This is a genomic window from Microbacterium galbum (assembly GCF_032464915.1).
Taxonomy (GTDB): domain Bacteria; phylum Actinomycetota; class Actinomycetes; order Actinomycetales; family Microbacteriaceae; genus Microbacterium; species Microbacterium galbum.
In genome coordinates, this window is sequence record NZ_JAWDIS010000003.1 from 476,825 (window position 1) to 498,088 (window position 21,264).

Annotated in this window: 18 protein-coding genes; 10 read left to right on the plus strand and 8 right to left on the minus strand. The window is 69.8% G+C overall.

The features are described 5' to 3' along the window. The first annotated feature begins 208 nt into the window (after positions 1-208). Together RWH45_RS15070 and RWH45_RS15075 are read left to right on the plus strand one after the other, a co-directional pair. Positions 209-532, plus strand: coding sequence for a hypothetical protein (locus RWH45_RS15070; protein ID WP_315995687.1), 324 nt, complete (start codon positions 209-211; stop codon positions 530-532). Between the two features lie 38 nt (positions 533-570). Then, entirely contained in the window at positions 571-885 is a 315-nt protein-coding gene (locus RWH45_RS15075; RefSeq protein WP_315995688.1) for a DUF2277 domain-containing protein, read from the plus strand. A gap of 98 nt (positions 886-983) precedes the next feature. On the opposite strand, the gene glnA is transcribed toward RWH45_RS15075, so the two are convergent. Then, positions 984-2,408: a type I glutamate--ammonia ligase gene (glnA, locus tag RWH45_RS15080; protein ID WP_094734498.1), complete on the minus strand. Its 1,425-nt coding sequence runs from the start codon at positions 2,406-2,408 to the stop codon at positions 984-986. 133 nt (positions 2,409-2,541) lie between these two features. Between glnA and RWH45_RS15085 the strand changes: the two genes are divergently transcribed. Beyond that, complete coding sequence (locus RWH45_RS15085) at positions 2,542-2,970, plus strand: RDD family protein (RefSeq protein WP_315995689.1); 429 nt, start codon at positions 2,542-2,544, stop codon at positions 2,968-2,970. A 56-nt stretch (positions 2,971-3,026) separates the two neighbouring features. Here RWH45_RS15085 and RWH45_RS15090 read toward each other — a convergent pair whose 3' ends face one another. Next, the gene (locus RWH45_RS15090; RefSeq protein WP_315995690.1) at positions 3,027-3,737 is read right to left on the minus strand and encodes a DUF4191 domain-containing protein; all 711 of its coding nucleotides are present in this window, start codon (positions 3,735-3,737) and stop codon (positions 3,027-3,029) included. A gap of 118 nt (positions 3,738-3,855) precedes the next feature. On the opposite strand from RWH45_RS15090, the gene RWH45_RS15095 reads away from it, so the two are divergent. Further along, complete coding sequence (locus RWH45_RS15095; RefSeq protein ID WP_315995691.1) at positions 3,856-4,881, plus strand: hypothetical protein; 1,026 nt, start codon at positions 3,856-3,858, stop codon at positions 4,879-4,881. 17 nt (positions 4,882-4,898) lie between these two features. On the opposite strand, the gene sucB is transcribed toward RWH45_RS15095, so the two are convergent. From sucB to RWH45_RS15110, 3 genes are read right to left on the minus strand one after another with little or no spacing between them, the layout of a single operon-like run. Next, complete coding sequence (gene sucB, locus RWH45_RS15100; RefSeq protein ID WP_315995692.1) at positions 4,899-6,650, minus strand: 2-oxoglutarate dehydrogenase, E2 component, dihydrolipoamide succinyltransferase; 1,752 nt, start codon at positions 6,648-6,650, stop codon at positions 4,899-4,901. Between the two features lie 54 nt (positions 6,651-6,704). Continuing rightward, positions 6,705-8,078 (minus strand): dihydrolipoyl dehydrogenase, encoded by a 1,374-nt coding sequence (gene lpdA, locus RWH45_RS15105; RefSeq protein ID WP_315995693.1) that lies wholly within the window; start codon positions 8,076-8,078, stop codon positions 6,705-6,707. Then, positions 8,075-9,541: a leucyl aminopeptidase gene (locus RWH45_RS15110; RefSeq protein WP_315995694.1), complete on the minus strand. Its 1,467-nt coding sequence runs from the start codon at positions 9,539-9,541 to the stop codon at positions 8,075-8,077. Before RWH45_RS15110 ends, lpdA begins: the two co-directional genes overlap by 4 nt. Positions 9,542-9,625: 84 nt before the next feature. Here RWH45_RS15110 and RWH45_RS15115 point away from each other — a divergent pair, with 84 nt between their 5' ends. From RWH45_RS15115 to RWH45_RS15125, 3 genes are all read left to right on the plus strand, one after another. After that, positions 9,626-10,552 carry a proteasome assembly chaperone family protein gene (locus tag RWH45_RS15115; RefSeq protein WP_315995695.1) on the plus strand — a complete coding sequence of 309 codons (927 nt, stop codon included), beginning with the start codon at positions 9,626-9,628 and terminating at the stop codon, positions 10,550-10,552. A 296-nt stretch (positions 10,553-10,848) separates the two neighbouring features. Further along, the gene (locus RWH45_RS15120) at positions 10,849-12,177 is read left to right on the plus strand and encodes an RNA polymerase sigma factor (RefSeq protein ID WP_315995696.1); all 1,329 of its coding nucleotides are present in this window, start codon (positions 10,849-10,851) and stop codon (positions 12,175-12,177) included. Next, positions 12,174-12,872, plus strand: a complete 699-nt coding sequence (locus RWH45_RS15125; RefSeq protein ID WP_315995697.1) for a coenzyme F420-0:L-glutamate ligase — start codon at positions 12,174-12,176, stop codon at positions 12,870-12,872. The genes RWH45_RS15120 and RWH45_RS15125 overlap by 4 nt, the downstream gene beginning before the upstream one ends. A 233-nt stretch (positions 12,873-13,105) precedes the next feature. Here the strand turns inward: RWH45_RS15125 and RWH45_RS15130 are convergent, their stop codons facing one another. Then, on the minus strand, positions 13,106-14,128 hold the full coding sequence (locus RWH45_RS15130) for a sugar-transfer associated ATP-grasp domain-containing protein (protein ID WP_315995698.1): 1,023 nt from the start codon (positions 14,126-14,128) through the stop codon (positions 13,106-13,108). Between the two features lie 45 nt (positions 14,129-14,173). Between RWH45_RS15130 and RWH45_RS15135 the strand changes: the two genes are divergently transcribed. Both RWH45_RS15135 and RWH45_RS15140 read left to right on the plus strand, forming a co-directional pair. After that, the gene (locus RWH45_RS15135; protein ID WP_315995699.1) at positions 14,174-14,812 is read left to right on the plus strand and encodes an alanine racemase C-terminal domain-containing protein; all 639 of its coding nucleotides are present in this window, start codon (positions 14,174-14,176) and stop codon (positions 14,810-14,812) included. After that, positions 14,809-15,846 carry an alanine racemase gene (locus RWH45_RS15140; RefSeq protein ID WP_315995700.1) on the plus strand — a complete coding sequence of 346 codons (1,038 nt, stop codon included), beginning with the start codon at positions 14,809-14,811 and terminating at the stop codon, positions 15,844-15,846. The genes RWH45_RS15135 and RWH45_RS15140 overlap by 4 nt, the downstream gene beginning before the upstream one ends. Before the next feature lie 156 nt (positions 15,847-16,002). Here RWH45_RS15140 and RWH45_RS15145 read toward each other — a convergent pair whose 3' ends face one another. Further along, the gene (locus RWH45_RS15145) at positions 16,003-16,221 is read right to left on the minus strand and encodes a DUF7455 domain-containing protein (RefSeq protein WP_076675603.1); all 219 of its coding nucleotides are present in this window, start codon (positions 16,219-16,221) and stop codon (positions 16,003-16,005) included. Between the two features lie 164 nt (positions 16,222-16,385). On the opposite strand from RWH45_RS15145, the gene RWH45_RS15150 reads away from it, so the two are divergent. Next, a complete protein-coding gene (locus RWH45_RS15150; RefSeq protein ID WP_496196596.1) occupies positions 16,386-18,455 on the plus strand; it encodes a DNA gyrase/topoisomerase IV subunit B in 2,070 nt (689 codons plus the stop codon). Between the two features lie 285 nt (positions 18,456-18,740). On the opposite strand, the gene RWH45_RS15155 is transcribed toward RWH45_RS15150, so the two are convergent. Then, positions 18,741-21,209: a DNA gyrase/topoisomerase IV subunit A gene (locus RWH45_RS15155; protein ID WP_315995702.1), complete on the minus strand. Its 2,469-nt coding sequence runs from the start codon at positions 21,207-21,209 to the stop codon at positions 18,741-18,743. Positions 21,210-21,264 lie beyond the last annotated feature (55 nt).

The window sequence follows — 21,264 nt, forward strand, 5'->3', positions numbered from 1 at the left end:
TGCCCCCGTGACATCGCGGCGGAAGGGCACCTGTGCGGATGCCGGGAAGCGGATGCCGGCAAGCCGACGCCTCGGGGACCGGCCTGTGCCGGAGACCGCCGCAGGCGTGCTTCGATGGAGCGATGCCGCCGCCTCCGTGCCTCACCCGCCCCGACCGGACCCTGTACGTCCCCGACGAGTGCATGCGACGGGCCGCGGGGGAGTCGTCGTGACACCGTTTCGGAAGCGCTGGACCGACAGCCTCGACGCGAGCCTGCTGCGCCTCGGGCGCGGGCGGGCGCTGCTCCTGGTCGCCACGGCTCTCGTGATGGGTGCGATCATCGCCGCGTTCGCCCTCTCCACTCTCGCGCAGATCGCCGCCGGTGACCTGCAGTGGACCGACGCCGTGGGATCCGGCCGACGCCGCATGCCCGCGGTGCTCGTGGTCGGCATCGGCGGCCCCGTGGCCGTGCTGTTCGTCGTCTACGGCGTCGGCCTGGCGGGGCGTCTCGTTCGCCGGTGGCCCGACATCCCCGCTCGCCGCACGCGGTGACCTCGCGCGTCGCGCGCGAGGGGCCTAGCGTGTCGGGCATGTGCCGAAACATCGTTCCCCTGCAGAACTTCACGCCCCCGGCGACGGATGCCGAGTGCCACGACGCCGCGCTGCAGTTCGTCCGTAAGATCGTGGGCACGACGACGCCGTCGCGGGCCAATCAGGACGTCTTCGATCGCGCGGTCGCCGAGATCACGGCATCCGTCCGGCATCTCCTCGACGACCTCGTCACGAGCGCACCACCGAAGGTGCGCGAGGTCGAGGCCGCCAAGCGGCAGGCCCGCTCCGCCGAGCGATACGAGGCGATCCGGGTGTTCCAGGAGCAGAAACGCGCGGCTCGAACCACCGGCTGACGTGCCGGGCCACCGCATCCATCTCGTCCCCGGGGAGGAATGACGGCGCCCGCCCCCGCGAAACGGCGGGGACGGGCGTCGTCGTGAAGATCGGGCGATCAGACCCCGAAGTACAGCTCGTACTCGAAGGGGTGCGGACGCTGGGCGATCGGCTGGATCTCGTTCTCGATCTTGTACTCGATCCAGGTGTCGATGAGCTCCTGCGTGAACACGCCACCGGCGAGCAGGAACTCGTGGTCGGCGCGCAGGGCCTCGAGCGAGTCGAGGAGCGAGTTGGGAACCTGCGGGATGTTCTTGGCCTCTTCGGCGGGGAGCTCGTAGAGGTCCTTGTCGACGGGCTCGTGCGGCTCGATGCGGTTCTTGATGCCGTCGATGCCGGCCATCAGCTGAGCCGCGAACGCGAGGTACGGGTTGCCCGAGGCGTCGGGCGCACGGAACTCGATGCGCTTGGCCTTGGGGTTCGTGCCCGTGATCGGGATGCGGATGGCGGCGGAGCGGTTGCCGGCCGAGTACACCAGGTTGACCGGCGCCTCGAAGCCCTTCACCAGGCGGTGGTAGCTGTTGAGGGTCGGGTTGGTGAAGGCGAGCACGGCGGGCGCGTGCGCCAGCAGACCGCCGATGTACCAGCGGGCGATGTCGGAGAGTCCGCCGTAGCCGGTCTCGTCGTAGAAGAGCGGCTTGCCGTCGTTCCACAGCGACTGGTGGGTGTGCATACCCGAGCCGTTGTCACCGAAGAGCGGCTTGGGCATGAAGGTCGCGACCTTGCCCCACTGCTCGCAGGTGTTCTTGACGATGTACTTGAACTTCAGGATGTCGTCGGCCGCGTGCAGCATCGTGTCGAAGCGGTAGTTGATCTCCTGCTGACCACCGGTGCCGACCTCGTGGTGCGAGCGCTCGAGCGCGAAGCCCGCCTCGATCAGCTTGAGGGTGATGTCGTCGCGGAGGTCCGCCGTCTTGTCGACGGGGGAGACGGGGAAGTAGCCGCCCTTGTAGGGGGTCTTGTTGGCGAGGTTCCCGCCCTCTTCCTCGCGGCCGGTGTTCCAGGCGCCTTCCTCGGAGTCGACCGAGTAGAAGCTCGAGTTCTGCTTCACTTCGTAACGCACGTCGTCGAAGATGTAGAACTCGGCCTCGGGGGCGAAGAACGCGGTGTCGGCGATGCCGGTAGAGGCGAGGTACTTCTCGGCCTTCTTGGCAACCTGGCGCGGGTCCTTGCCGTAGATCTCACCGTTGCGCGGGTTGTAGATGTCGAAGACCATGACGAGGGTCTTCGCCTCGCGGAACTGGTCGACGTACGCGGTCGTCACGTCGGGGATCAGCTGCATGTCCGACTCGTGGATGTTCGCGAACCCGCGGATCGACGAGCCATCGAACAGCTGTCCGACGGTGAAGAACTCCTCGTCGACGGTCGAGGCGGGGATGTTGAAGTGCTGCTGCACACCAGGAAGGTCCGTGAAACGGATGTCGAGGAACTTGACGTCCTCGTCCTGGATGAACTTCAGCACCTCGGACGAATCTTTGAACATGAAGACTCCAGAGGTAGAACATTCGGGATCATGCCGGCCTCGGCCAGCCTCCTCGACCCTACCCAGAACCGGTGTCCCGGTCATATCTCGCATGTTTCCGGGATGTTACGACGGCCCGATTACGCTGGATGCCGTGAGCGTCCCCGCCGAGAACGAATACCCGGGCCAGCGGCTCGGCCTTCCCCGCGAGGGTCGCGGCTCCATCGCCCGTCCGGGACGCCGCATCGCGGCCCTCCTGATCGACGTCGCGAGCGCCGGATTGATCGGCTTCGCATTCTTCTCCACCCCCGACCCGGTGACGGGCGTGCCGTTCGCCAACCCCATCGCGACGAACCTCATCTTCTTCGCGGTGCAGATCCTCTTCATCCCGCTCATCGGCGGAAGTCCCGGGCACCGGCTGATGGGCATGCGCCTCGAATTGGCATCCGGGGGCTGGGTGGGGCTCTGGCGCCCCATCGTGCGGACGCTCCTGCTCGCCGTCATCATCCCCGCGGTAGTGTGGGACGCCGATCAGCGCGGTCTGCACGACAAGGCGGTCGGGACGGTCCTGGTCCGCAGCTGACGCAACCCCGCGCCGACGAGGAAGGCCCCCGCTGAGCGGGGGCCTTCCTCGTGTGATCAGCGCGGGCGCGGAGCGCGCATCTTCGTCGGGTCGACGCCCTTCGGGATGGGCAGCGACGACAGGCCCTGCGAGACCGACGAGACGCGTTTGATGACGGCGGCCATCGTGGCGCGATCGACCTTCTTGGGCAGCGCCTTGATGGTCGAGGCGAGCTTGGCGATCGGCACCTCGTCGTCGCCGTGACCGACGTAGAGGACGGTGACCGGCACGCCCGCCGCGACGCGGAGCACACGGGAGCGCTCCTCGCCGACCAGACGGGTGAGGCGGCTGCGGTTGCCCTCGCCGATCAGCACGACGCCTCCGCGACCGATCGCGCGGTACAGCGCCTCCTGGGTGCGCGGGTTCACGCCGACCGGGGCCTCGGAGGCCTGCCAGTTGCGGCCGAGCGACGACGAGAGCACGTGGCCGGTGGCGCCGGGCATGCCGTCGATCTTCTTGTACATCGCCGTCGTCGACAGCCGCGTCATCGTGATCATCCCGGCCAGGATGCCGGCGAGAAGACCCGTGACACCCCACAGGATGATGCTCCACACCGCCAGCGGCGGGATGAGGAAGCCGACGAGCACACCGAGGGCGATGCCCACCAGGACGATGCCCGCGAGCAGGAAGGGCAGCCAGCGGTACTCCTTCTGCGTGAAGGTGTAGAGCGTTTTGAGCTGCGAGAAGAAGCCCGGACGCTTCTCGGGCGTGGTGGTGCGAGCGGCCATGAAGACGATTCTATCTTCGCCGCGAACGGTTCCTCCCCAGGGGCGCCGTCGCAGCGGTCATCCCCATCCGGCCCCGGCCGTCCCGCGCGCACCTCCCTCGCCGGCGCACGATCGGGGAATGAGCACCTCCCTCTCATCGACCCCCGTCGAGCCGTTCATCGTCTACCTGCGTCGCCGGGGCGCCAGCGCGACCGCGTTGACCCCCGGCGAGGTCGTCACCGCCGCCGTCGGTCTCCTGCGCGGATGCCGGAGCGCGGCCGTCCGAGGCGGGGGAGCCGCGTGGTGGTTGACGGCGGAGGGGCGACCCGTCGTCGTCGAAGATCACGGCGCTCCGGACGTCGTCGCGTCGACCGCCGACGGCCTTCGACGGCTCGCCGTGCTCGTCCCCGATCCGACGACGCGCGGCCTGATCGACCGAGCGGGAGAGGTGGTGGCGACCCGCCCGCCGCGGGAGTGGGATGCCGTCGAGAGGCGGCTCTTCGCACACGCCGACCCGGCACCGCTCGTGCTGGGACCCCTGACACCGGTGGTCATCGAGGAACGGGCGGAAGATCGCGACGACGCGCTGACGGGCGGTCCGCTCGGACTCCTCGACGACGACTTGTTCCGCACGATACGGAACGGCACGGCGGGCCTCCGCGAGCGATGGGCATCATCGCCTCGTTTCCGCGCGGCCGTCATCGGGGTGGGCGTCCTCGCGGTCGCCGCCGTCGTGTCATCCGTCTTCCTCCCCGAGGTGCGAGAACCCGCGCCGGTGGCATCCTCGACGCCCTACGTGTCCCGTATCGCGCCGCCGACCATGTCGATCACTCCCCGACCCTCGGCCACGTCGCCCTGGCCGGCGGACGATCGCGTTCCGCTCTCCGACGACATCGTCGAGGTCGCACGACGCGTCTTCGGCGAGATCTCCCGGTGCGGAGACGATCCCGAGTGCCGCAGCGCATTCGACGAGGGGTCGACGTTCACACGGGAGCCGCTGCTTCCCGATGCCGAGCACGCCGATATCGCGCTCCTCGAGGACTTCGGGGGTGTCGCCGTCGTCCGCGTCGCGGATGCGGACAGGGCGCAGTACGTCACGCTCGTCCGGCACGACGACAAATGGCTGGTCCGCGCCGTCGAAACGGTCGCGGACCAGCCATCATGAGCCGGCGGTCGGCGGTGTCAGATGCCGAGGTCGCCCTCGAACTGCGCCGCCTCGAGGCGGGCCTTGACGGCACCGAGGAAGCGGGCCGCGTCGGCACCGTCGATGATGCGGTGATCGTACGACAGGGCCAGGTAGACGTAGGAGCGCACCGAGATGGCATCCTTACCGTCGACCGACACGACGCCCGGCTTCTTCACCACGGCACCGAGTCCGAGGATCGCGGACTGGGGCAGGAACACGATCGGCGTGTCGAAGAGCGCGCCGCGCGAACCGGTGTTGGTCAGCGTGAACGTGCCCCCCGCGAGCTCGTCCGGCTTCAGCTTGTTGTCACGCGTGCGAGCGGCCAGGTCGGCGATCTCGCGCGCCAGCTGAGCGATGTTCTTCTCGCCCGCGTCCTTGACGACGGGGGTGAGGAGGCCACGCTCGGTGTCGACCGCGATCGCGACGTTCTCCTGGGCCGGGTAGACGATCTCGTCGCCCTCGACCGTGGAGTTGATGATCGGGTACGTCTTGAGGGCTTCGATGGCGGCGATCGCGAAGAAGGGGAGGAACGACAGCTTGTCGCCCGTCTTCTGCTGGAACTCGCCCTTGAAGCGGTCCCGCAGCGCCGCGACCTTGGTCACGTCGACCTCGACCACGGTGGTCAGCTGAGCGGTCGCCTGCATCGACGCGACGGCACGCTCGGCGATGACCTTGCGCAGACGCGACATCTTCTGCGTCGTTCCGCGCAGCGGCGAGACCTCGACCGGGGCGGAGGGCGCTGCGGCCGGGGCTGCCTGCGCGGCGGGGGCTGCGGAGGCGGACTTCGCGGCTTCGGCCGCCTTGAGCACGTCTTCCTTGCGGATGCGACCGCCGACGCCGCTGCCCTTGACCGTCGTCAGGTCGACGCCCTGCTGCTGCGCCAGGCGACGCACCAGGGGGGTGACGTAGGTGACGTCGTCGTTCGACGAAGCGGCGGGTGCCGGAGCGGCGGGTGCCGGAGCGGCGGGCTTCTCCGCGGCGGGCTGCTCTGCGGGCTTCTCCTCCGCGGCGGGCGCGGGCTGCTCGGCCGGCTTCTCCTCCGCAGCGGGCGCGGGCTGCTCGGCCGGCTTCTCCTCGGCGGCGGGAGCGGCGGGGGCCTCCTCCTGCGCGGGGGCGGCCGCACCGCTGCCGATGCGGGCGAGGGCGGCTCCGACGTTGACCGTCTCGTCCTCCTGGACGAGGATCTCCTGCAGCGTGCCGGCGACCGGCGAGGGGATCTCGGTGTCGACCTTGTCGGTGGAGATCTCGAGCAGCGGCTCGTCGACCGCGACGTCGTCGCCGACGGCCTTCAGCCAGCGCGTGACGGTTCCCTCGGTCACGCTCTCGCCGAGCTCGGGAAGGACGACCTCGGTGGAGTCGCCGGAGGCAGCGGGAGCCGACGCGGCCGGAGCGGGCTGCTCGGCGGGGGCCGACTCGGCCGGAGCGGCGGGAGCGGACTGCTGCTCGGCGGGAGCGGACTCCTGCTCGGCAGGGGCGGCCTGAGGGGCGTCGTCGCTGGACGAGGCGCCGGAGCCATCACCGATCTTGGCGAGGACGGCACCGACCTCGACGGTCTCGTCCTCCTGGACGAGGATCTCTTCGATCACGCCCGCGACGGGGGAGGGGATCTCGGTGTCGACCTTGTCGGTCGAGATCTCCAACAGCCCCTCGTCCTCCTGGACGGTGTCACCGACCTGCTTCAGCCAGCGGGTGACCGTTCCCTCGGTGACGCTCTCGCCGAGAGCGGGGAGGACGACGGATGTGCTCATGGATATGTCTCCTTCGTACCGGATGCGGTATCTAGCTTAGTGACCGGTTGTCGGTCAGAGTGCGTGCAGCGGCTTGCCCGCGAGCGCCAGGAAGGCCTCGCCGAGCGCCTCGCTCTGGGTGGGGTGCGCGTGGACGAACGGCGCGATGTCTTCGGGATGCGCTTCCCAGCCGACGGCGAGCTGGGCTTCGGAGATCAGCTCTCCCACGCGATCGCCCACGAGGTGGGCCCCGACGACGGGTCCGTCGACACGACGCACGATCTTGACGATCCCCGAGGTCCCGATGATCTCGCTACGGCCGTTACCGGCCAGGTTGTACTCGTATGCGCGGACGGCCTCGGATCCGTAACGATCCTGAGCCTGGGCCTCGGTGAGTCCGACCGACGCCACCTCGGGGTGCGAGTAGGCGACCCGCGGCACGTCGACGTCGGGGACGAGCACGGGCGAGAGCCCCGCGATCTCCTCGGCGACGAAGATGCCCTGCTGGAAGCCGCGATGCGCGAGCTGCAGACCGGGCACGATGTCGCCCACGGCCCACACGTGCGCCGCAGCGGTGCGCAGGCGGGAATCGGTCTGCACGAAGCCGCGCTCGAGCACCACCCCGGCCTCCTCGAAGCCGAGACCGGAGGTTGCGGGACCGCGGCCCACGGCCACCAGGACGTAGTCGGCGACCAGCTCGCTGCCGTCGTCGAGGGACACCGTGACGCCGCGGTCGTCCGAGGTGAGCGACGTGAATCGCCGGCCCAGCTGGAAGGCGATGCCGCGTTTGCGGAAGGCGCGCTCAAGAGCCTTGCTCGACGAGACGTCCTCGGCGGGGAGGAGGTGGGGGAGGGCTTCGACGATCGTGACCTCGACGCCGAACGAGCGCCACACGCTGGCGAACTCGACGCCGATGACCCCGCCGCCGAGCACGACGACGCGCTCGGGGATGACGTCGAGACCGAGAGCCTGCTCGCTGGTCAGGACGCGCCCGCCGATCTCCAGGCCCGGAAGGCTGCGACTGTACGAACCCGTCGCGAGGATGACGTCCGTTCCGCGGTACAGGTCGTCTCCGACGCGCACAGCGGGCCCTGCCTCGAGCGTCCCCTCGCCCGAGACGACGCGGATGCCGCGGGCCGAGATGAGACCCTCGAGACCCTTGTACTTCTTGGCGACGATCCCCTCGCGATACGCGCGCACCCGGGCCGGGTCGATTCCGCTGAACGTCACGTCCACACCGATGTCCGACGCACCGCGGGCGGCATCGGCGACCTCACCGGCGTGCAGCAGGGCCTTCGTCGGGATACAACCTCGGTGCAGGCAGGTGCCGCCGAGCTTGTCCTTCTCGATCAGGACGACATCCTTGCCGAGCTCGGCGAGGCGCAGCGCGGCGGCGTATCCGCCGCTGCCGCCACCGAGGACGACGACGTCCGCGGTGTACTCGGTCACCGCGCGCCGTCCGAGACGAGCAGTTCCACCAGCGAACGGACGGTCGCACCGGTCACGCCCTTGTCGGTGTATCCGAACGGGGCGGACTTGTTCATACCGACCCCCGCGATGTCGAGGTGCACCCACGGGATGCGAGGCGCGTCGGCCTCGTCAGACACCCTGCCCACGAAGTGGCGCAGGAACAGGCCGGCGAAGAGCGAACCGCCTGCGGGGTCGCCGATCTTCGCGTTCTGCAGGTCGGCGATGGGGGAGTCGAGGTCGTCGACCATGTGGTCGGGCAGCGGCAGCTGCCACGCCAGCTCCGCGACGCGACCCGCCGCTTCGAGGTACGACGCGACCGCGGCGTCGTCTCCCATGACCCCGGTGTGGCGGTTGCCGAGGGCGACGGTGATCGCTCCGGTGAGAGTGGCGACGTCGACGATCAGGTCGGGGTTCTCGCGGCTCGCCGCGGCGAGACCGTCGGCGAGCACGAGGCGACCCTCGGCGTCGGTGTTCAGCACCTCGACGGTCGTGCCGTCGAGGGTGCGCAGCACGTCTCCGGGGCGGGTGGCCCGACCCGACGGCATGTTGTCCGCGATGCAGAGCCACGCGCTGACCTTGACGGGCAGGGCCATCTCGGCGGCGGCCTTCAGCACGGCGAGGACCGTGGCGGCGCCGCACATGTCGTACTTCATCCCGACCATGGATGCGGGCGGCTTCAGCGACAGACCACCGGTGTCGAAGGTGATGCCCTTACCGACGAGGGCCACGTGGCGCTCGGCCCCGGCGGGCGAGTACTCGAGGCGGACCATGCGGGGCGGGCGATCCGAACCCTGGCCGACGCCGAGGATTCCGCCGTAGCCACCCTGGCGCAGCGCAGCCTCGTCGAGCACCTCGACCTCGACAGGCAGATCCTTCACGGCCGCGACGGCGGCATCGGCGAAGTCCGCGGGTCCGAGCCACTCGGCGGGCGTGGTCACGAGGTCCTTGACGAGCGCGACGGCTCCCGAGATCGCGGCGACCGCGGTGACGTCGGTCTCGGCCGGCGCTTCGCTCGTCGACACACTCACGCGCTCGGCTCGCGCCTTCGCGGCCTTCTTCTTGTAGTCGGCGAAGCGGTATCCGCCGAGTGCGGCACCCTCGGCGATCGGACGCCACGGCGCCGCCACCAGCGACTGGATCGCGACATGCGCGAAACCGGTGAGTTGGCGCAGGCCGACGCCGGCGGCATCCCGGACGGACGCGTCGGTCGCGTCGGAGCCCGCACCGACCACGGCGACGGGCTTGTCGACACCGGGCACGTGCACGCGCTGGTAGGACCCGACGGCCCCGGTGAATCCGACCGCGGACAGCGCCGCCCCCAGTCCGTCCCAGCCATCGGGGTCGGACGCTCCCTCCGCAGTGGTGGGGACGATCAGCAGGATCGCGTCGGCATCGGATTCGAGGACGGGGGCGTCGGTGTACGCCACGGAGGGGAACGGCATGACATCCATCCTAGGTTCGTGCGTGTTCGCTAGCAGCGGGACGCACCGCGACCGGGCATCCGGGAGCGCTCGTAGAGTGGATGCATGCCCTCCTCCGCCCCGCTGTACGACCGCGCCCCCGCGGCGCCGCCCGTGCCGTCGGGCCTGCCGCTCGTGATCGCCCTCACGGGGTTCACCGACGCCGGCGGGGCCGTCACCCGACTGGTCGAGTACTTCCGCGACGACCTGGAGCCGAACCCCGTCGTCGTGTTCGACAACGACGTGCTGCTCGACTACCGCGCGCGGCGTCCGGTCATCACCTTCGTCGAGGACCACCTCACCGACTACCGACCGGCCCGGCTCGAACTCTCGCTCGCGCACGACTCGCTCGGGCACCCGTTCCTGCTGCTGGCCGGCTACGAGCCCGACTTCCTGTGGGAGGCCTTCGCCGAGACCGTTCTCGAGCTCTCCGCCGGCATGCAGGTGTCGTCGGTCACGTGGGTGCACGCGATCCCCATGCCGGTGCCGCACACGCGGCCCATCGGCACCACGGTCAGCGGCACGCGACCCGACCTCGCCGAAGCGCACTCGGTCTGGCGCCCGCACACGCAGGTCCCCTCCACGGCGGGTCATCTGCTCGAATACCGCTTCGCGGAGGCCGGCGCCAAAGTGGCCGGCTTCGCGCTGCTCGTTCCGCACTACCTCGGCGACACGGAATACCCGGCCGCCGCCCTGGCCGCTCTGGACAGCCTCACCGTCGCGACGGGACTCGTGTTCTCCGGAGAGGTGCTGCGCGAGGAGAACCGCGAGTTCATCGGCAAGGTCGCCGAGCAGGTCGAGGGAAGCGAAGAGCTCACCCGCATGCTCGAGGGGCTGGAGGAGCGCTACGACTCCTATATGGCCGGCTCCACGCACGCGACCCCCATCATCCACACGGGCGACCTGCCCAGCGCCGACGAGCTCGCGGCGGAACTCGAGCGGTTCCTCGCCACCCGCCCCGGCGACGACGACCGGCGCGGCAAGCTCGGCTGAGTCCGGCGGAGTACGGCGACGCGCCCAAGACGCGGCGACCGCGCGGCGACCCCGTCACCGGATGCCGCAAGGTACGGCGTCCGGAGGGAATGCGGATGGCCGGAAGGGCGTTGTCTACGCATAGATCCCCGGTCCGCGTCAAGTCCCGGTCGGGGGATGTGAGACAATGAAGAACCTGACCCGTTGTCATCCGGTCAAGGAGCCACGCTCCTCGGCTCGGTACTTGACAAGGGTCTTACTAGTGTCCGAGAACGACCGGTGGCCGTGCAACGTACGTTCCCGGTGAAAGGCGAAACGTGGCAGGCACGACAACCAAGACCCGCTCCCGGGGTGCGAAGGACACCGAGCTCGAGAACTCCGAGGAGACCGTGACGGCGTCGACGACGACGACCGCGAAGAAGGCTCCCGCCAAGAAGGCCCCCGCCAAGGCCAAGGCGACGCCCGCCAAGGCCAAGACCAAGGCGAAGAAGGACGACGACCTCGAAGACGAAGAGGACGTCGAGGACGAGGGCGACGTCGAGATCGACGTCGAAGACAGCGACGACGCGGAGGAGTCCGACGACGCGGCCAAGCCCGGCGCCAAGAAGTCCGACGACGATGAGGACGACGAGACCCCGGCCGCGCCCGCCGAGGCCCTGCCGTCCGGCGCGATCGTCATCTCGTCGAGCGATGAGGACGACGTCCCCGTCTACTCGGCGCAGATCACCGGCGCGACCGCCGACCCGGTCAAGGACTACCTCAAGCAGATCGGTAAAGTCCCGCTGCTGAACGCCGCCGAAGAGGTCGAGCTCGCGATGCGCATCGAGGCGGGCCTGTTCGCCGAAGAGAAGCTGTCGAACATGTCGGCCGCCGAGAAGACCGGTCAGCTGGGTCTCGACCTGCAGTGGGTCGCCCGCGACGGCCAGCGCGCGAAGAGCCACCTGCTCGGCGCCAACCTCCGCCTCGTCGTCTCGCTCGCCAAGCGCTACACAGGTCGCGGCATGCAGTTCCTGGATCTCATCCAGGAGGGCAACCTGGGTCTGATTCGTGCAGTCGAGAAGTTCGACTACACCAAGGGCTTCAAGTTCTCGACGTACGCCACCTGGTGGATCCGTCAGGCGATCACCCGCGCCATGGCCGACCAGGCCCGGACCATCCGCATCCCGGTGCACATGGTCGAGGTCATCAACAAGCTTGCACGTGTCCAGCGTCAGATGCTGCAGGACCTCGGTCGCGAACCCACCCCGGAAGAGCTCAGCCGCGAGCTCGACATGACCCCCGAGAAGGTCATCGAGGTGCAGAAGTACGGCCGCGAGCCCATCTCGCTGCACACGCCCCTCGGTGAAGACGGCGACAGCGAATTCGGTGACCTCATCGAGGACACCGAGGCCGTGGTCCCCGCCGACGCGGTCGGCTTCACCATGCTGCAGCGTCAGCTGGAGTCGCTCCTCGACTCGCTGAGCGAGCGCGAGGCGGGCGTGATCCGCATGCGCTTCGGCCTGGGCGACGGTCAGCCCAAGACCCTCGACCAGATCGGCGACACGTTCGGCGTCACGCGCGAGCGCATCCGCCAGATCGAGTCGAAGACCATGGCGAAGCTGCGTCACCCCAGCCGCTCGCAGTCGCTCCGGGACTACCTCGAATGAGCGCGGAGGCCAACGCCGGCAAGGCGCTCACCCGTACCGTCGACGGCACATCGTACGCCCGCATCCCGATCCGCACGCGGGTCGTCATGCCGGGCGACGACCTCGACGCCTTCATCCTCGAGTACGCGAAGGAAGCCGTTCAGCCGGGCGACCTGCTGTTCGTCACCGAGAAGATCGTCGCGATCACGCAGGGACGCTCGTTCAAGCTCGACTCGATCACGCCGCGCAAGCTCGCTCTGTTCCTGTCGAAGTACGTCACGCGCACTCCCTACGGCATCGGTCTCGGGATGCCCGAGACCATGGAGATGGCGCTGCGCGAGTGCGGCACGCCCCGCATCCTGTTCGCCGCGGCGGTCTCCGCCGTGACCAAAGCGTTCGGGCGCAAGGGCGACTTCTACCGCATCGCCGGCGACAAGGCCCGCGCGATCGACGGTCCGACCAAGGGCACGATCCCGCCGTACAACCAGGCCGTCGTCCTCGGCCCGGAGCGCCCCCGAGAGGTTGCGGCCCGTCTGAAGTCGCTGCTCGGCATCGACCTCGACGTCGCCGTCGTCGACATCAACGATCTGGGCGGTAACATCCTCGGCTCCACCATGGACAAGGCCGGTGAGAAGCGACTCGTCGCGATCCTGAAGGACAACCCGCTCGGTCAGGGTCACGAGTCGACTCCGCTGGGTATCGTCCGCCACAGCTGACACGTGTTGCACGGAAGGCCCGTCCCGTTCGCGGGGCGGGCCTTTGCTGTGTCCGGATGCCGAGGGGCGTCGTGCCGTGCCATGACCCTTCGTCGAGCTCAGGGTCCTCCCCACCCAGGTGGCTGAGCCCGTCGAAGCCACCGAAGCCACCGGAACCCCTGACGACCCCAGCGCCCTCCGGGCACGCGTGAGGCCCGCCCCCGCGCGGGGAACGGGCCTCTCGGCATCCGGGATCAGAACCCGATGGCTGCCTGGTAGCGCGGCTTGTGCCCGGTACGGATCCCCGTCACGCTCGGCTTGTTCTCGTAGACGCCCGCGCCCCAGTTGCCCTCGACGAGCACGGGACCCTCGGGTCCGACGACGATGTCCCAGCCGACGTACTGCACCTGCGGCACGACACGGGCGACCTGGTCGACGAACGCCTTGACCTCGTCGATCATCGGCAGCTGGAAGTCGGCGATGCGCACGCGCGAGTCGGGGTGCAGCTCGTGCACGTGGCCGTGCGAGTCGTACCCGGCGCCGAGGGCGTGGCCGTTCTCGTCGAGCATCGTGTAGAAACCGCCGAACGTCATCTGGTCGCTCACCGCGCCGCGGCCGAACTTCTGCGCCATCGCCAGGATGTGGGTCTTCTCCCCGTCGAAGAACGCCGTGACGCGCGTGGTGTTGACGGTTCCGGGGCAGACCGCCGCGAGGTCGTCGTGCTGGCGGATGACCTCTTCGACGAGGATCTCTCCGCGCTCGAGGAGCCCGCGGTGGAACTGCGTCCAGTCCTCGACCTCGGCCGCGTGGTAGCGGTGCACACCGGTTCCGGCCTGGCCCACCGGCTCCTTCGTGACGATGGTGCCCAGCCGCTCGGTGAAGGCGCGCAACTCGTCGGCGTTGCCGGCATCCACCACCATCCAGTCGCGGCGGAGGAAGTCGCTGAACTTCCGGTCGAACTCCACCTTGTCCTGGAACAGACCGCGGTAGTCGGGATGGTCGTACTTCTGCGAGATCTGGTTCGAGACCGGGTGCGTCATGTACGTCGCGCGCTCGGCGGGCGTGAGGATCGCGAAGTCGTAGTCGATGTAGTCCTGGAAGCCGACGTTCTTCACGCCGGCCTGGAAGAGCATGTCGGCGACGACCAGCGGCAGGGACTTGCCGTGCTGGGCGGAGGCCTCCTTGGCGCGCTCCACGACGGATCCGACGTCGATGCGACGGGCGCGTCCGGCGAGGTAGCGCAGACGGGTGACGGGGGAGAAGCCCTGGCTAGGCATGCACGCTCCGGGGTCGGGGACGAAGGACCCCGTTAGTCTAAAGGGGTGACCTCCACGCTCCCTGCCCGCACGCCCGGGGCCGGGGGAGTCGCTCCCGTCGCGGCTCTGTCCACCGCTGCTCTGCGCGCCAACGCCCCGCTCTCCCTGGCGCCGAACGGCGCCGACGCCCTCGCCGCCGACGCATGGGGCCACGGTGCCGCATGGGTGGCATCCGTCCTCGCCGACCTCGGAATGGATGCCGCGGCCCTCGACCCGGTGGCGCTGTACGGCCTCCCGGGGGCGCACACGCGCCCGGTGATGTCGCTGCGCGGGCGCGCTCTCGGCACCAAGCCGCTGCTGCGCGGGGAGGGGGTGTCGTACGGCTACACGCACCGTGCCCCGCACGACACGACCGTCGCCCTGGTCACCGGGGGCTATGCACAGGGCGTCGTGCGCGCCCTCGGCAATGCCGCGACGGTGTCGATCGACGGGCGGCGTCATCGGATCGTCGGGCGCGTGGCGATGGACGTCAGCGTCGTCGATGTCGGCGACACGGCGATCACCCGCGGAGCAGAGGTCGTGTTCTTCGGCGATCCCGCCGACGGGCACCCCTCCCTCGAGGAGTGGGCGGATGCCACGGGCCTCACCGCAGCCGAGATCGTCGCCATGGTCGGCGCGCGTGCCGAACGCGAAGTGATCGCGTGACCGCCTCGTACCGCGTCGACCTCGACGCCTTCTCCCGCAACCTCCACCGCGTGCGCGAGGCCGTCGCCCCCGCCGCCCACATGCTGGTGGTCAAGGACGACGCCTACGCGCATGGACTCGAACGCCTCGTCGCCCACGCGTTCGCGCAGGGCGTGCGCTGGTTCGGCGCGTTCGACGTCGTCACCGGCGCGGCCGTCCGGGCGGTGGTCGGTCCCGAGGCCCGCATCTTCGTCTGGCTCATCGGCGGGGCCGATGACCTCGCCGCCGGCATCGCGGCCGATCTCGACCTCGGCGTCGGCGACGAGGCCCTGCTCGACGACCTCGCCGGCCTGACCGTGGACGGCGTGGCGCGCATCCACCTCAAGATCGACACGGGCCTGCACCGCAACGGCATCCGTCCCGAACGGTGGGGCGAGGCGCTCGATCACACCGCCGCGCTCGTCGCGCGGGGGCGCGCGGAGCTCGAGGGCATCTGGTCGCACATCTCCGAGGCATCCGACGCCGACGACGATGAGGCCCGAGCGGTGTTCCTCGCCGCGCGCGAGTCCGCCCGCGTCGCCGGTCTCGATCCTCGCTTCTCGCACCTCGCCGCCAGCGCGGCCGGGTTCGCCCGCGGGGAGTTCCGAGAAGACCTCGTGCGCGTGGGGGCGTTCTCGTACGGCATCCGCCCCGCCGGCGGCCCCGACGAGGCCTCACTGGGGATCGAACCGATCGCGGCTCTCGTGGCGACGGTGACCGACGTGGACGCCGCGGGGGTCCGCCTCGATGTCGGCAGTCTGCACGGGCTGCCGAGCACCCTCGCGGGGCGCTTCGACGTCGACACCCCGGCGGGTCCCCGGCGGGTCGAGGCGATCACCCCCGTCTCCGTGTCCGTCGCGCCCTGGCCCGGGGCGGCCCCGGGAGACGAGGTCATCGTGTTCGGACGGGGATCACGCAACAGCGCCACCGATCTCGCCGAACTCATCGACACGATCGGCGAGGAGATCGCCCTCCGCGTGTCTCCCGCCGTATCGCGCCGCTACGTCTCGAGCTGACCGGACGGTCGAGCGGGCGCGAGTCGGACAGGCATGCCGTCGCGCGGGGGTCGGACGGCCGGCCGCCGGTGCGCGTGAGATCGCCGTGCCGGAACGCGGAACGGGCCCCGGACCGACTCCCGGGGGAGACGGCACGAGGCCCGTTCGGACGGTGTGTCAGTCGGCGGCGTTGAGGCGCGCCGTCTCGTCGTGCCAGGAGGTGGCGACGCTGCGGAGCTTCTCTTCGTACTTGCGGCCGTGGTGCGCGCAGAACAACAGTTCGCTGCCGTTCACCTCGGCGGCGATGTAGGCCTGAGCGCCGCAGGAGTCGCAGCGATCCGCCGCCGTCAGGCGGTGGTCGAGAACAGACGCGTCGGGTGCGGTCGTGGTGGTCATCTCGGGTGCCCTCCTCAGGTGATCGTGGGCGAGTCCACACATATAACCACGCGGATGTTTCCCCTATGCCGCGGCTTGATCACATTTCGCTGTGCGCGTACGGTGGCCCGACCCCGCTGTGTGTCTGGCAGGCGATGTCGGTGGCCCCGATTACGCTGAAAACCGTGACGTCCGAGTACTCCGCCCACCACCTGCAGGTCCTCGAGGGCCTCGAAGCCGTGCGCAAGCGCCCCGGAATGTATATCGGCTCGACCGACTCCCGCGGCCTCATGCACTGCCTGTGGGAGATCATCGACAACTCCGTCGACGAGGCCCTCGCCGGCCACGGGACGCGCATCGACATCGTGCTGCACGCGGACGGCAGTGTCGAGGTGCGCGACCGCGCGCGCGGCATCCCCGTCGACGTCGAACCGCGCACGGGACTCACCGGTGTCGAGGTCGTCTTCACGAAGCTGCACGCGGGCGGCAAGTTCGGCGGCGGTTCGTACGCGGCATCCGGTGGTCTGCACGGCGTGGGCGCGTCGGTCGTCAACGCCCTCTCCGAGCGCCTCGACGTCGAGGTCGACCGCTCGGGCAAGACCTACGCCATGTCGTTCCATCGCGGCGAGCCCGGCCTGTTCGCGGGCGACAGACCCGACGCGCCCTTCACGCCCTTCGAGCGCAGCAGCGAGCTGCGCGTGGTCGGCAAGGCCGCCCGGGGCGTCACCGGCACGCGCATCCGCTACTGGGCGGATCGGCAGATCTTCACGAAGGATGCCGCCTTCGGCCACGACGAGCTCGTCCAGCGCGTGCGTCAGACGGCGTTCCTCGTGCCGGGGCTCGAGATCGTCGTCCTCGACGACCGCGGCGAGGAGCGCGTCGAGACGAGCTACCGCTTCGACGGCGGCATCTCCGAGTTCGCCGACTTCCTCGCCACCGACGCGGCAGTGACCGACACCTGGCGCCTCACGGGAACGGGGACGTTCACCGAGACCGTACCCGTTCTGCAGCCGGGCGGGTCGATGATCCCCACCGAGGTGCAGCGCGAGTGCGAGGTCGATATCGCCGTGCGGTGGGGGACCGGGTACGACACGACGGTCCGGTCGTTCGTCAACATCATCGCCACGCCCAAGGGCGGCACGCATCAGCAGGGCTTCGAGCAGGGTCTGATGAAGGTCCTGCGCTCGCAGGTCGAACAGAACGCGCGCAAGCTCAAGGTCGGAAACGACAAGATCGAGAAAGACGACATCCTCGCCGGACTCTCCGCGGTCCTCACCGTTCGCCTGCCGGAGCCGCAATTCGAAGGCCAGACCAAAGAGGTCCTCGGCACTCCTGCCGTGCGCCAGATCGTGGCATCGGTCGTGCAGAAGGAGCTGGCGGCGTTGTTCGCCTCGACCAAGCGCGACGACAAGGCGCAGACCGCGCAGCTGCTCGAGAAGATCGTCTCCGAGATGAAGGCGCGCATCTCGGCGCGCACCCACAAAGAGACCCAGCGGCGCAAGAACGCCCTCGAGTCCTCGTCGCTGCCGGCCAAACTGGTGGACTGCCGTTCCAACGACGTCACCGATTCGGAACTGTTCATCGTCGAGGGCGATTCCGCGCTCGGGACCGCCAAGCTCGCCCGCAACAGCGAATACCAGGCGCTGCTGCCGATCCGCGGCAAGATCCTCAACACGCAGAAGGCGTCGATCAGCGACATGCTGTCCAACGCCGAGTGCGCCTCGATCATCCAGGTGATCGGTGCGGGCTCCGGCCGTTCCTTCGACCTCGACGCCGCCCGCTACGGCAAGATCATCCTGATGAGCGACGCCGACGTCGACGGGGCCCACATCCGCACCCTGCTGCTGACGCTGTTCTTCCGCTACATGCGACCGCTCGTCGAAGAGGGGCGGGTCTTCGCCGCCGTCCCGCCGCTGCACCGCGTCGTGGTGATGAATCCCGGGACCAAGCCCAACGAGACCATCTACACCTACAGCGAGCAAGAGCTGCACGCCCTGCTCACGAAGCTCAAGCGCTCCAACAAGCGCTGGCAGGAGCCCGTGCAGCGCTACAAGGGTCTTGGCGAGATGGATGCCGACCAGCTCGCCACGACCACCATGGACCGCGGCGGGCGCACCCTCCGTCGCGTGCGCGTGCAGGACATGGAGGCCGCGGCCTCCGTGTTCGATCTGCTCATGGGCAGCGACGTCGCGCCGCGTCGCGAGTTCATCATCGACTCCAGCGACCGGTTGGCGCGGGAACGCATCGACGTCTGAGTCCGTGGCGGGTCGACCCGCTGTACCGGCCCGCGTCGAGACCGACTCGCGGAGCTGAGCCCACGGTCCCGGTACCTCCGGTGAGAGGCCGGCCGCGGCTCTCGAGGCGGCGCGGCGCTGACGCGCGAGGTGTGCACACCAGCGGGCGCCGGCCCGCGAGGCGTGCACAACGGCGGGCACCCAGGACGCCGCGCCGGGGATCCGACGGCGCACCCGGCGTTTCTTCGGAGACCCTCGCGATCGTGCACGCCGGTGCCGGCACGGGCGACCCGCGCCCGGCCCGACTCAGCGGACCATGGTGCCGATCGCGCCGACGGCGGCCTCGAGAGGCTGACCCGACGCGTCGCGCTTGGCTCCGGACTCCGGCAACGCCCGGACGGAGCCGTCCGCGCCCACGGCCCGGGGGTCCGTCCCGACCCAGGCCAGGGTGAGGGCGTCTTCTCCGCGCAGCAGGCGTTGCGCGCGCACGCCGCCCGTGGCCCGACCCTTCGCGGGGAACTCCGTGAACGCCGACACCTTGGCCGTCCCGGCGTCCGTTCCGGGCAGGGCCGACGACGATCCCGCGACCGTCACGACGACCGCGTCGAAGGCCGAGGCGCCGACGACCGCGAACGCGATCACGCGCGCGCCGTCGGAGAGACGGATGCCGGCCATCCCGCCTGCGGATCGCCCCTGCGGTCGTACGGAGGAGGCATCGAAGCGCAGGAGCTGCGCATCGCTGGCGACGAACACCAGCTCGGCGTTGTCCCCCGCCGGTGCGGCCCCCACCACCTCGTCGCCGTCGCGCAGCGAGATGATCTCGATCTCGTCTTTGGTGCCGAGCTCGGTCGCGGCGACGCGCTTGACCACGCCCTGCGCGGTGCCGAGCGCGATCGTCGGTGCGTCGACGAGGGGGACGAGGGCGACGAGGGTCTCGCCCTTGGCGAGGGCGAGGTACTGCTCGACCTTCGTGCCCGCGCTGAGGTGCACCGAGTTGGCCGGAACGGAGGGCAGATCGACGGGGGAGAACCGCACGAGGCGGCCGGCCGAGGTGACGGCACCGATGTCACCGCGTGTCGTGGTGTCGACGGCCGAGCGGACGGCGTCGTGCTTCGACCGTCGCGTCGGAGCGATCACCCCTCCGCCCGGCGCGTCGGCGACGAGCTCGGCGCGCACCATGCGCCCGGTGGCCGACAGGTACACCCGGCAGGGGGCGTCGGCGATCTGCAGGTCGGCGGCGGCCGCGGCCCGCGCGGATCGGGGCTGCATCGGTCCACCGTTGAGCAGCATGGTGCGGCGAGGGGTTCCGTACGCCTCGGCCGCGGCATCCAGTTCCTTCGCGACCTGCTGGCGCAGGAGCGTCTCGCTTCCGAGCAGTTCGACGAGCTGGGCGATCTCGGCGTGCAACTGGTCGCGCTCCGCCTCGAGTTCGATGCGCGAGAACTTCGTGAGGCGCCGCAGGCGCAGCTCGAGGATGTACTCGGCCTGCGGATGCGAGAGGTCGAAGACCTCCTGCAGCTTGGTACGGGCCTGCTCGCCGTCGTCGGAGGAGCGGATGACCTGGATGACCTCGTCGATGTCGAGGATCGCGATGAGCAGTCCCTCGACGAGGTGCAGGCGTTCGCGCTTGCGCGCGAGGCGGTACTCGCTGCGACGCGTGACGACGCGGATGCGGTGGTCGATGTAGACGCGCAGCATGTCGCGCAGGCCGAGCGTCTGCGGTTGCCCGTCGACGAGCGCGACGTTGTTGATGCCGAACGAGTCCTCGAGGGGGGTGAGCCGGTAGAGCTGCTCGAGGACGGCCTTGGGGTCGAAGCCGGTCTTGATGCCGATGACGAGCCGGAGCCCGTTGTTGCGGTCGGTCAGGTCGGTGACGTCGGCGATGCCGGCGAGCTTCTTCGCCTGCACGGCGTCTTTGATCTTCTCGATCACGCGCTCGGGGCCGACGAGGTACGGCAGCTCCGTGATGACGATTCCCGTGCGGCGCGGCCCCAGCGACTCGATCGACGCTTTCGCCCGCGTGCGGAACGTGCCGCGGCCGTTCGTGTAGGCGTCCTTGATCCCGTCGAGACCGACGATGATGCCGCCCGAGGGGAGGTCGGGTCCCGGGACGAACTCCATGAGCTCCTCGACCGTGGCATCCGGATTCTGCAGCAGGTGGGTCGCCGCGGCGACCACCTCGATGAGGTTGTGCGGCGCCATGTTGGTCGCCATGCCGACCGCGATGCCCGTCGCACCGTTCACGAGCAGATTGGGGAAGGCCGCCGGGAGCACCTCGGGCTGCTGGAACTGTCCGTCGTAGTTGGGGATGAAATCGACGACGTCTTCGTCGAGATTCTCGGTGAGGGCGAGGGCCGGGGGAGCGAGGCGCGCCTCGGTGTAGCGGGGTGCCGCCGGGCCGTCGTCGAGCGAGCCGAAGTTGCCGTGCCCGTCGACCAGGGGGACGCGCAGCGAGAAGTACTGCGCGAGGCGCACGAGGGCGTCGTAGATGGGCGCGTCACCGTGCGGGTGGAGCTTTCCCATCACCTCGCCGACGACGCGCGCGCTCTTGACGTGGCCGCGGTCGGGGCGCAGCCCCATCTCGGCCATCTGGTAGAGGATGCGACGCTGCACGGGCTTCAGCCCGTCGCGGGCGTCGGGCAGCGCGCGCGAGTAGATGACCGAGTAGGCGTACTCGAGGAACGAGCCCTGCATCTCGGTCGAGACATCGACGTCTTCGATGCGCTCGGTCACGGGGGAGCCCGTCGCGGGCGAGGAAGAACGGGAAACGGGCATATCAACGGCCTCGGGTCGGGCGGGCGTCCGGTCGGGACGGGGTCGGGAGCCGTGT

Excerpts from the sequence above, each read along its gene's own strand:
- RWH45_RS15075 (WP_315995688.1), top strand. The coding sequence starts at position 571 with ATGTGCCGAAACATCGTTCCCCTGCAGAACTTCACGCCCCCGGCGACG.
- glnA (WP_094734498.1), bottom strand. The coding sequence starts at position 2,408 with ATGTTCAAAGATTCGTCCGAGGTGCTGAAGTTCATCCAGGACGAGGAC.
- RWH45_RS15090 (WP_315995690.1), bottom strand. The coding sequence starts at position 3,737 with ATGGCCGCTCGCACCACCACGCCCGAGAAGCGTCCGGGCTTCTTCTCG.
- RWH45_RS15095 (WP_315995691.1), top strand. The coding sequence starts at position 3,856 with ATGAGCACCTCCCTCTCATCGACCCCCGTCGAGCCGTTCATCGTCTAC.
- sucB (WP_315995692.1), bottom strand. The coding sequence starts at position 6,650 with ATGAGCACATCCGTCGTCCTCCCCGCTCTCGGCGAGAGCGTCACCGAG.
- RWH45_RS15110 (WP_315995694.1), bottom strand. The coding sequence starts at position 9,541 with ATGCCGTTCCCCTCCGTGGCGTACACCGACGCCCCCGTCCTCGAATCC.
- RWH45_RS15115 (WP_315995695.1), top strand. The coding sequence starts at position 9,626 with ATGCCCTCCTCCGCCCCGCTGTACGACCGCGCCCCCGCGGCGCCGCCC.
- RWH45_RS15125 (WP_315995697.1), top strand. The coding sequence starts at position 12,174 with ATGAGCGCGGAGGCCAACGCCGGCAAGGCGCTCACCCGTACCGTCGAC.
- RWH45_RS15130 (WP_315995698.1), bottom strand. The coding sequence starts at position 14,128 with ATGCCTAGCCAGGGCTTCTCCCCCGTCACCCGTCTGCGCTACCTCGCC.
- RWH45_RS15145 (WP_076675603.1), bottom strand. The coding sequence starts at position 16,221 with ATGACCACCACGACCGCACCCGACGCGTCTGTTCTCGACCACCGCCTG.
- RWH45_RS15155 (WP_315995702.1), bottom strand. The coding sequence starts at position 21,209 with ATGCCCGTTTCCCGTTCTTCCTCGCCCGCGACGGGCTCCCCCGTGACC.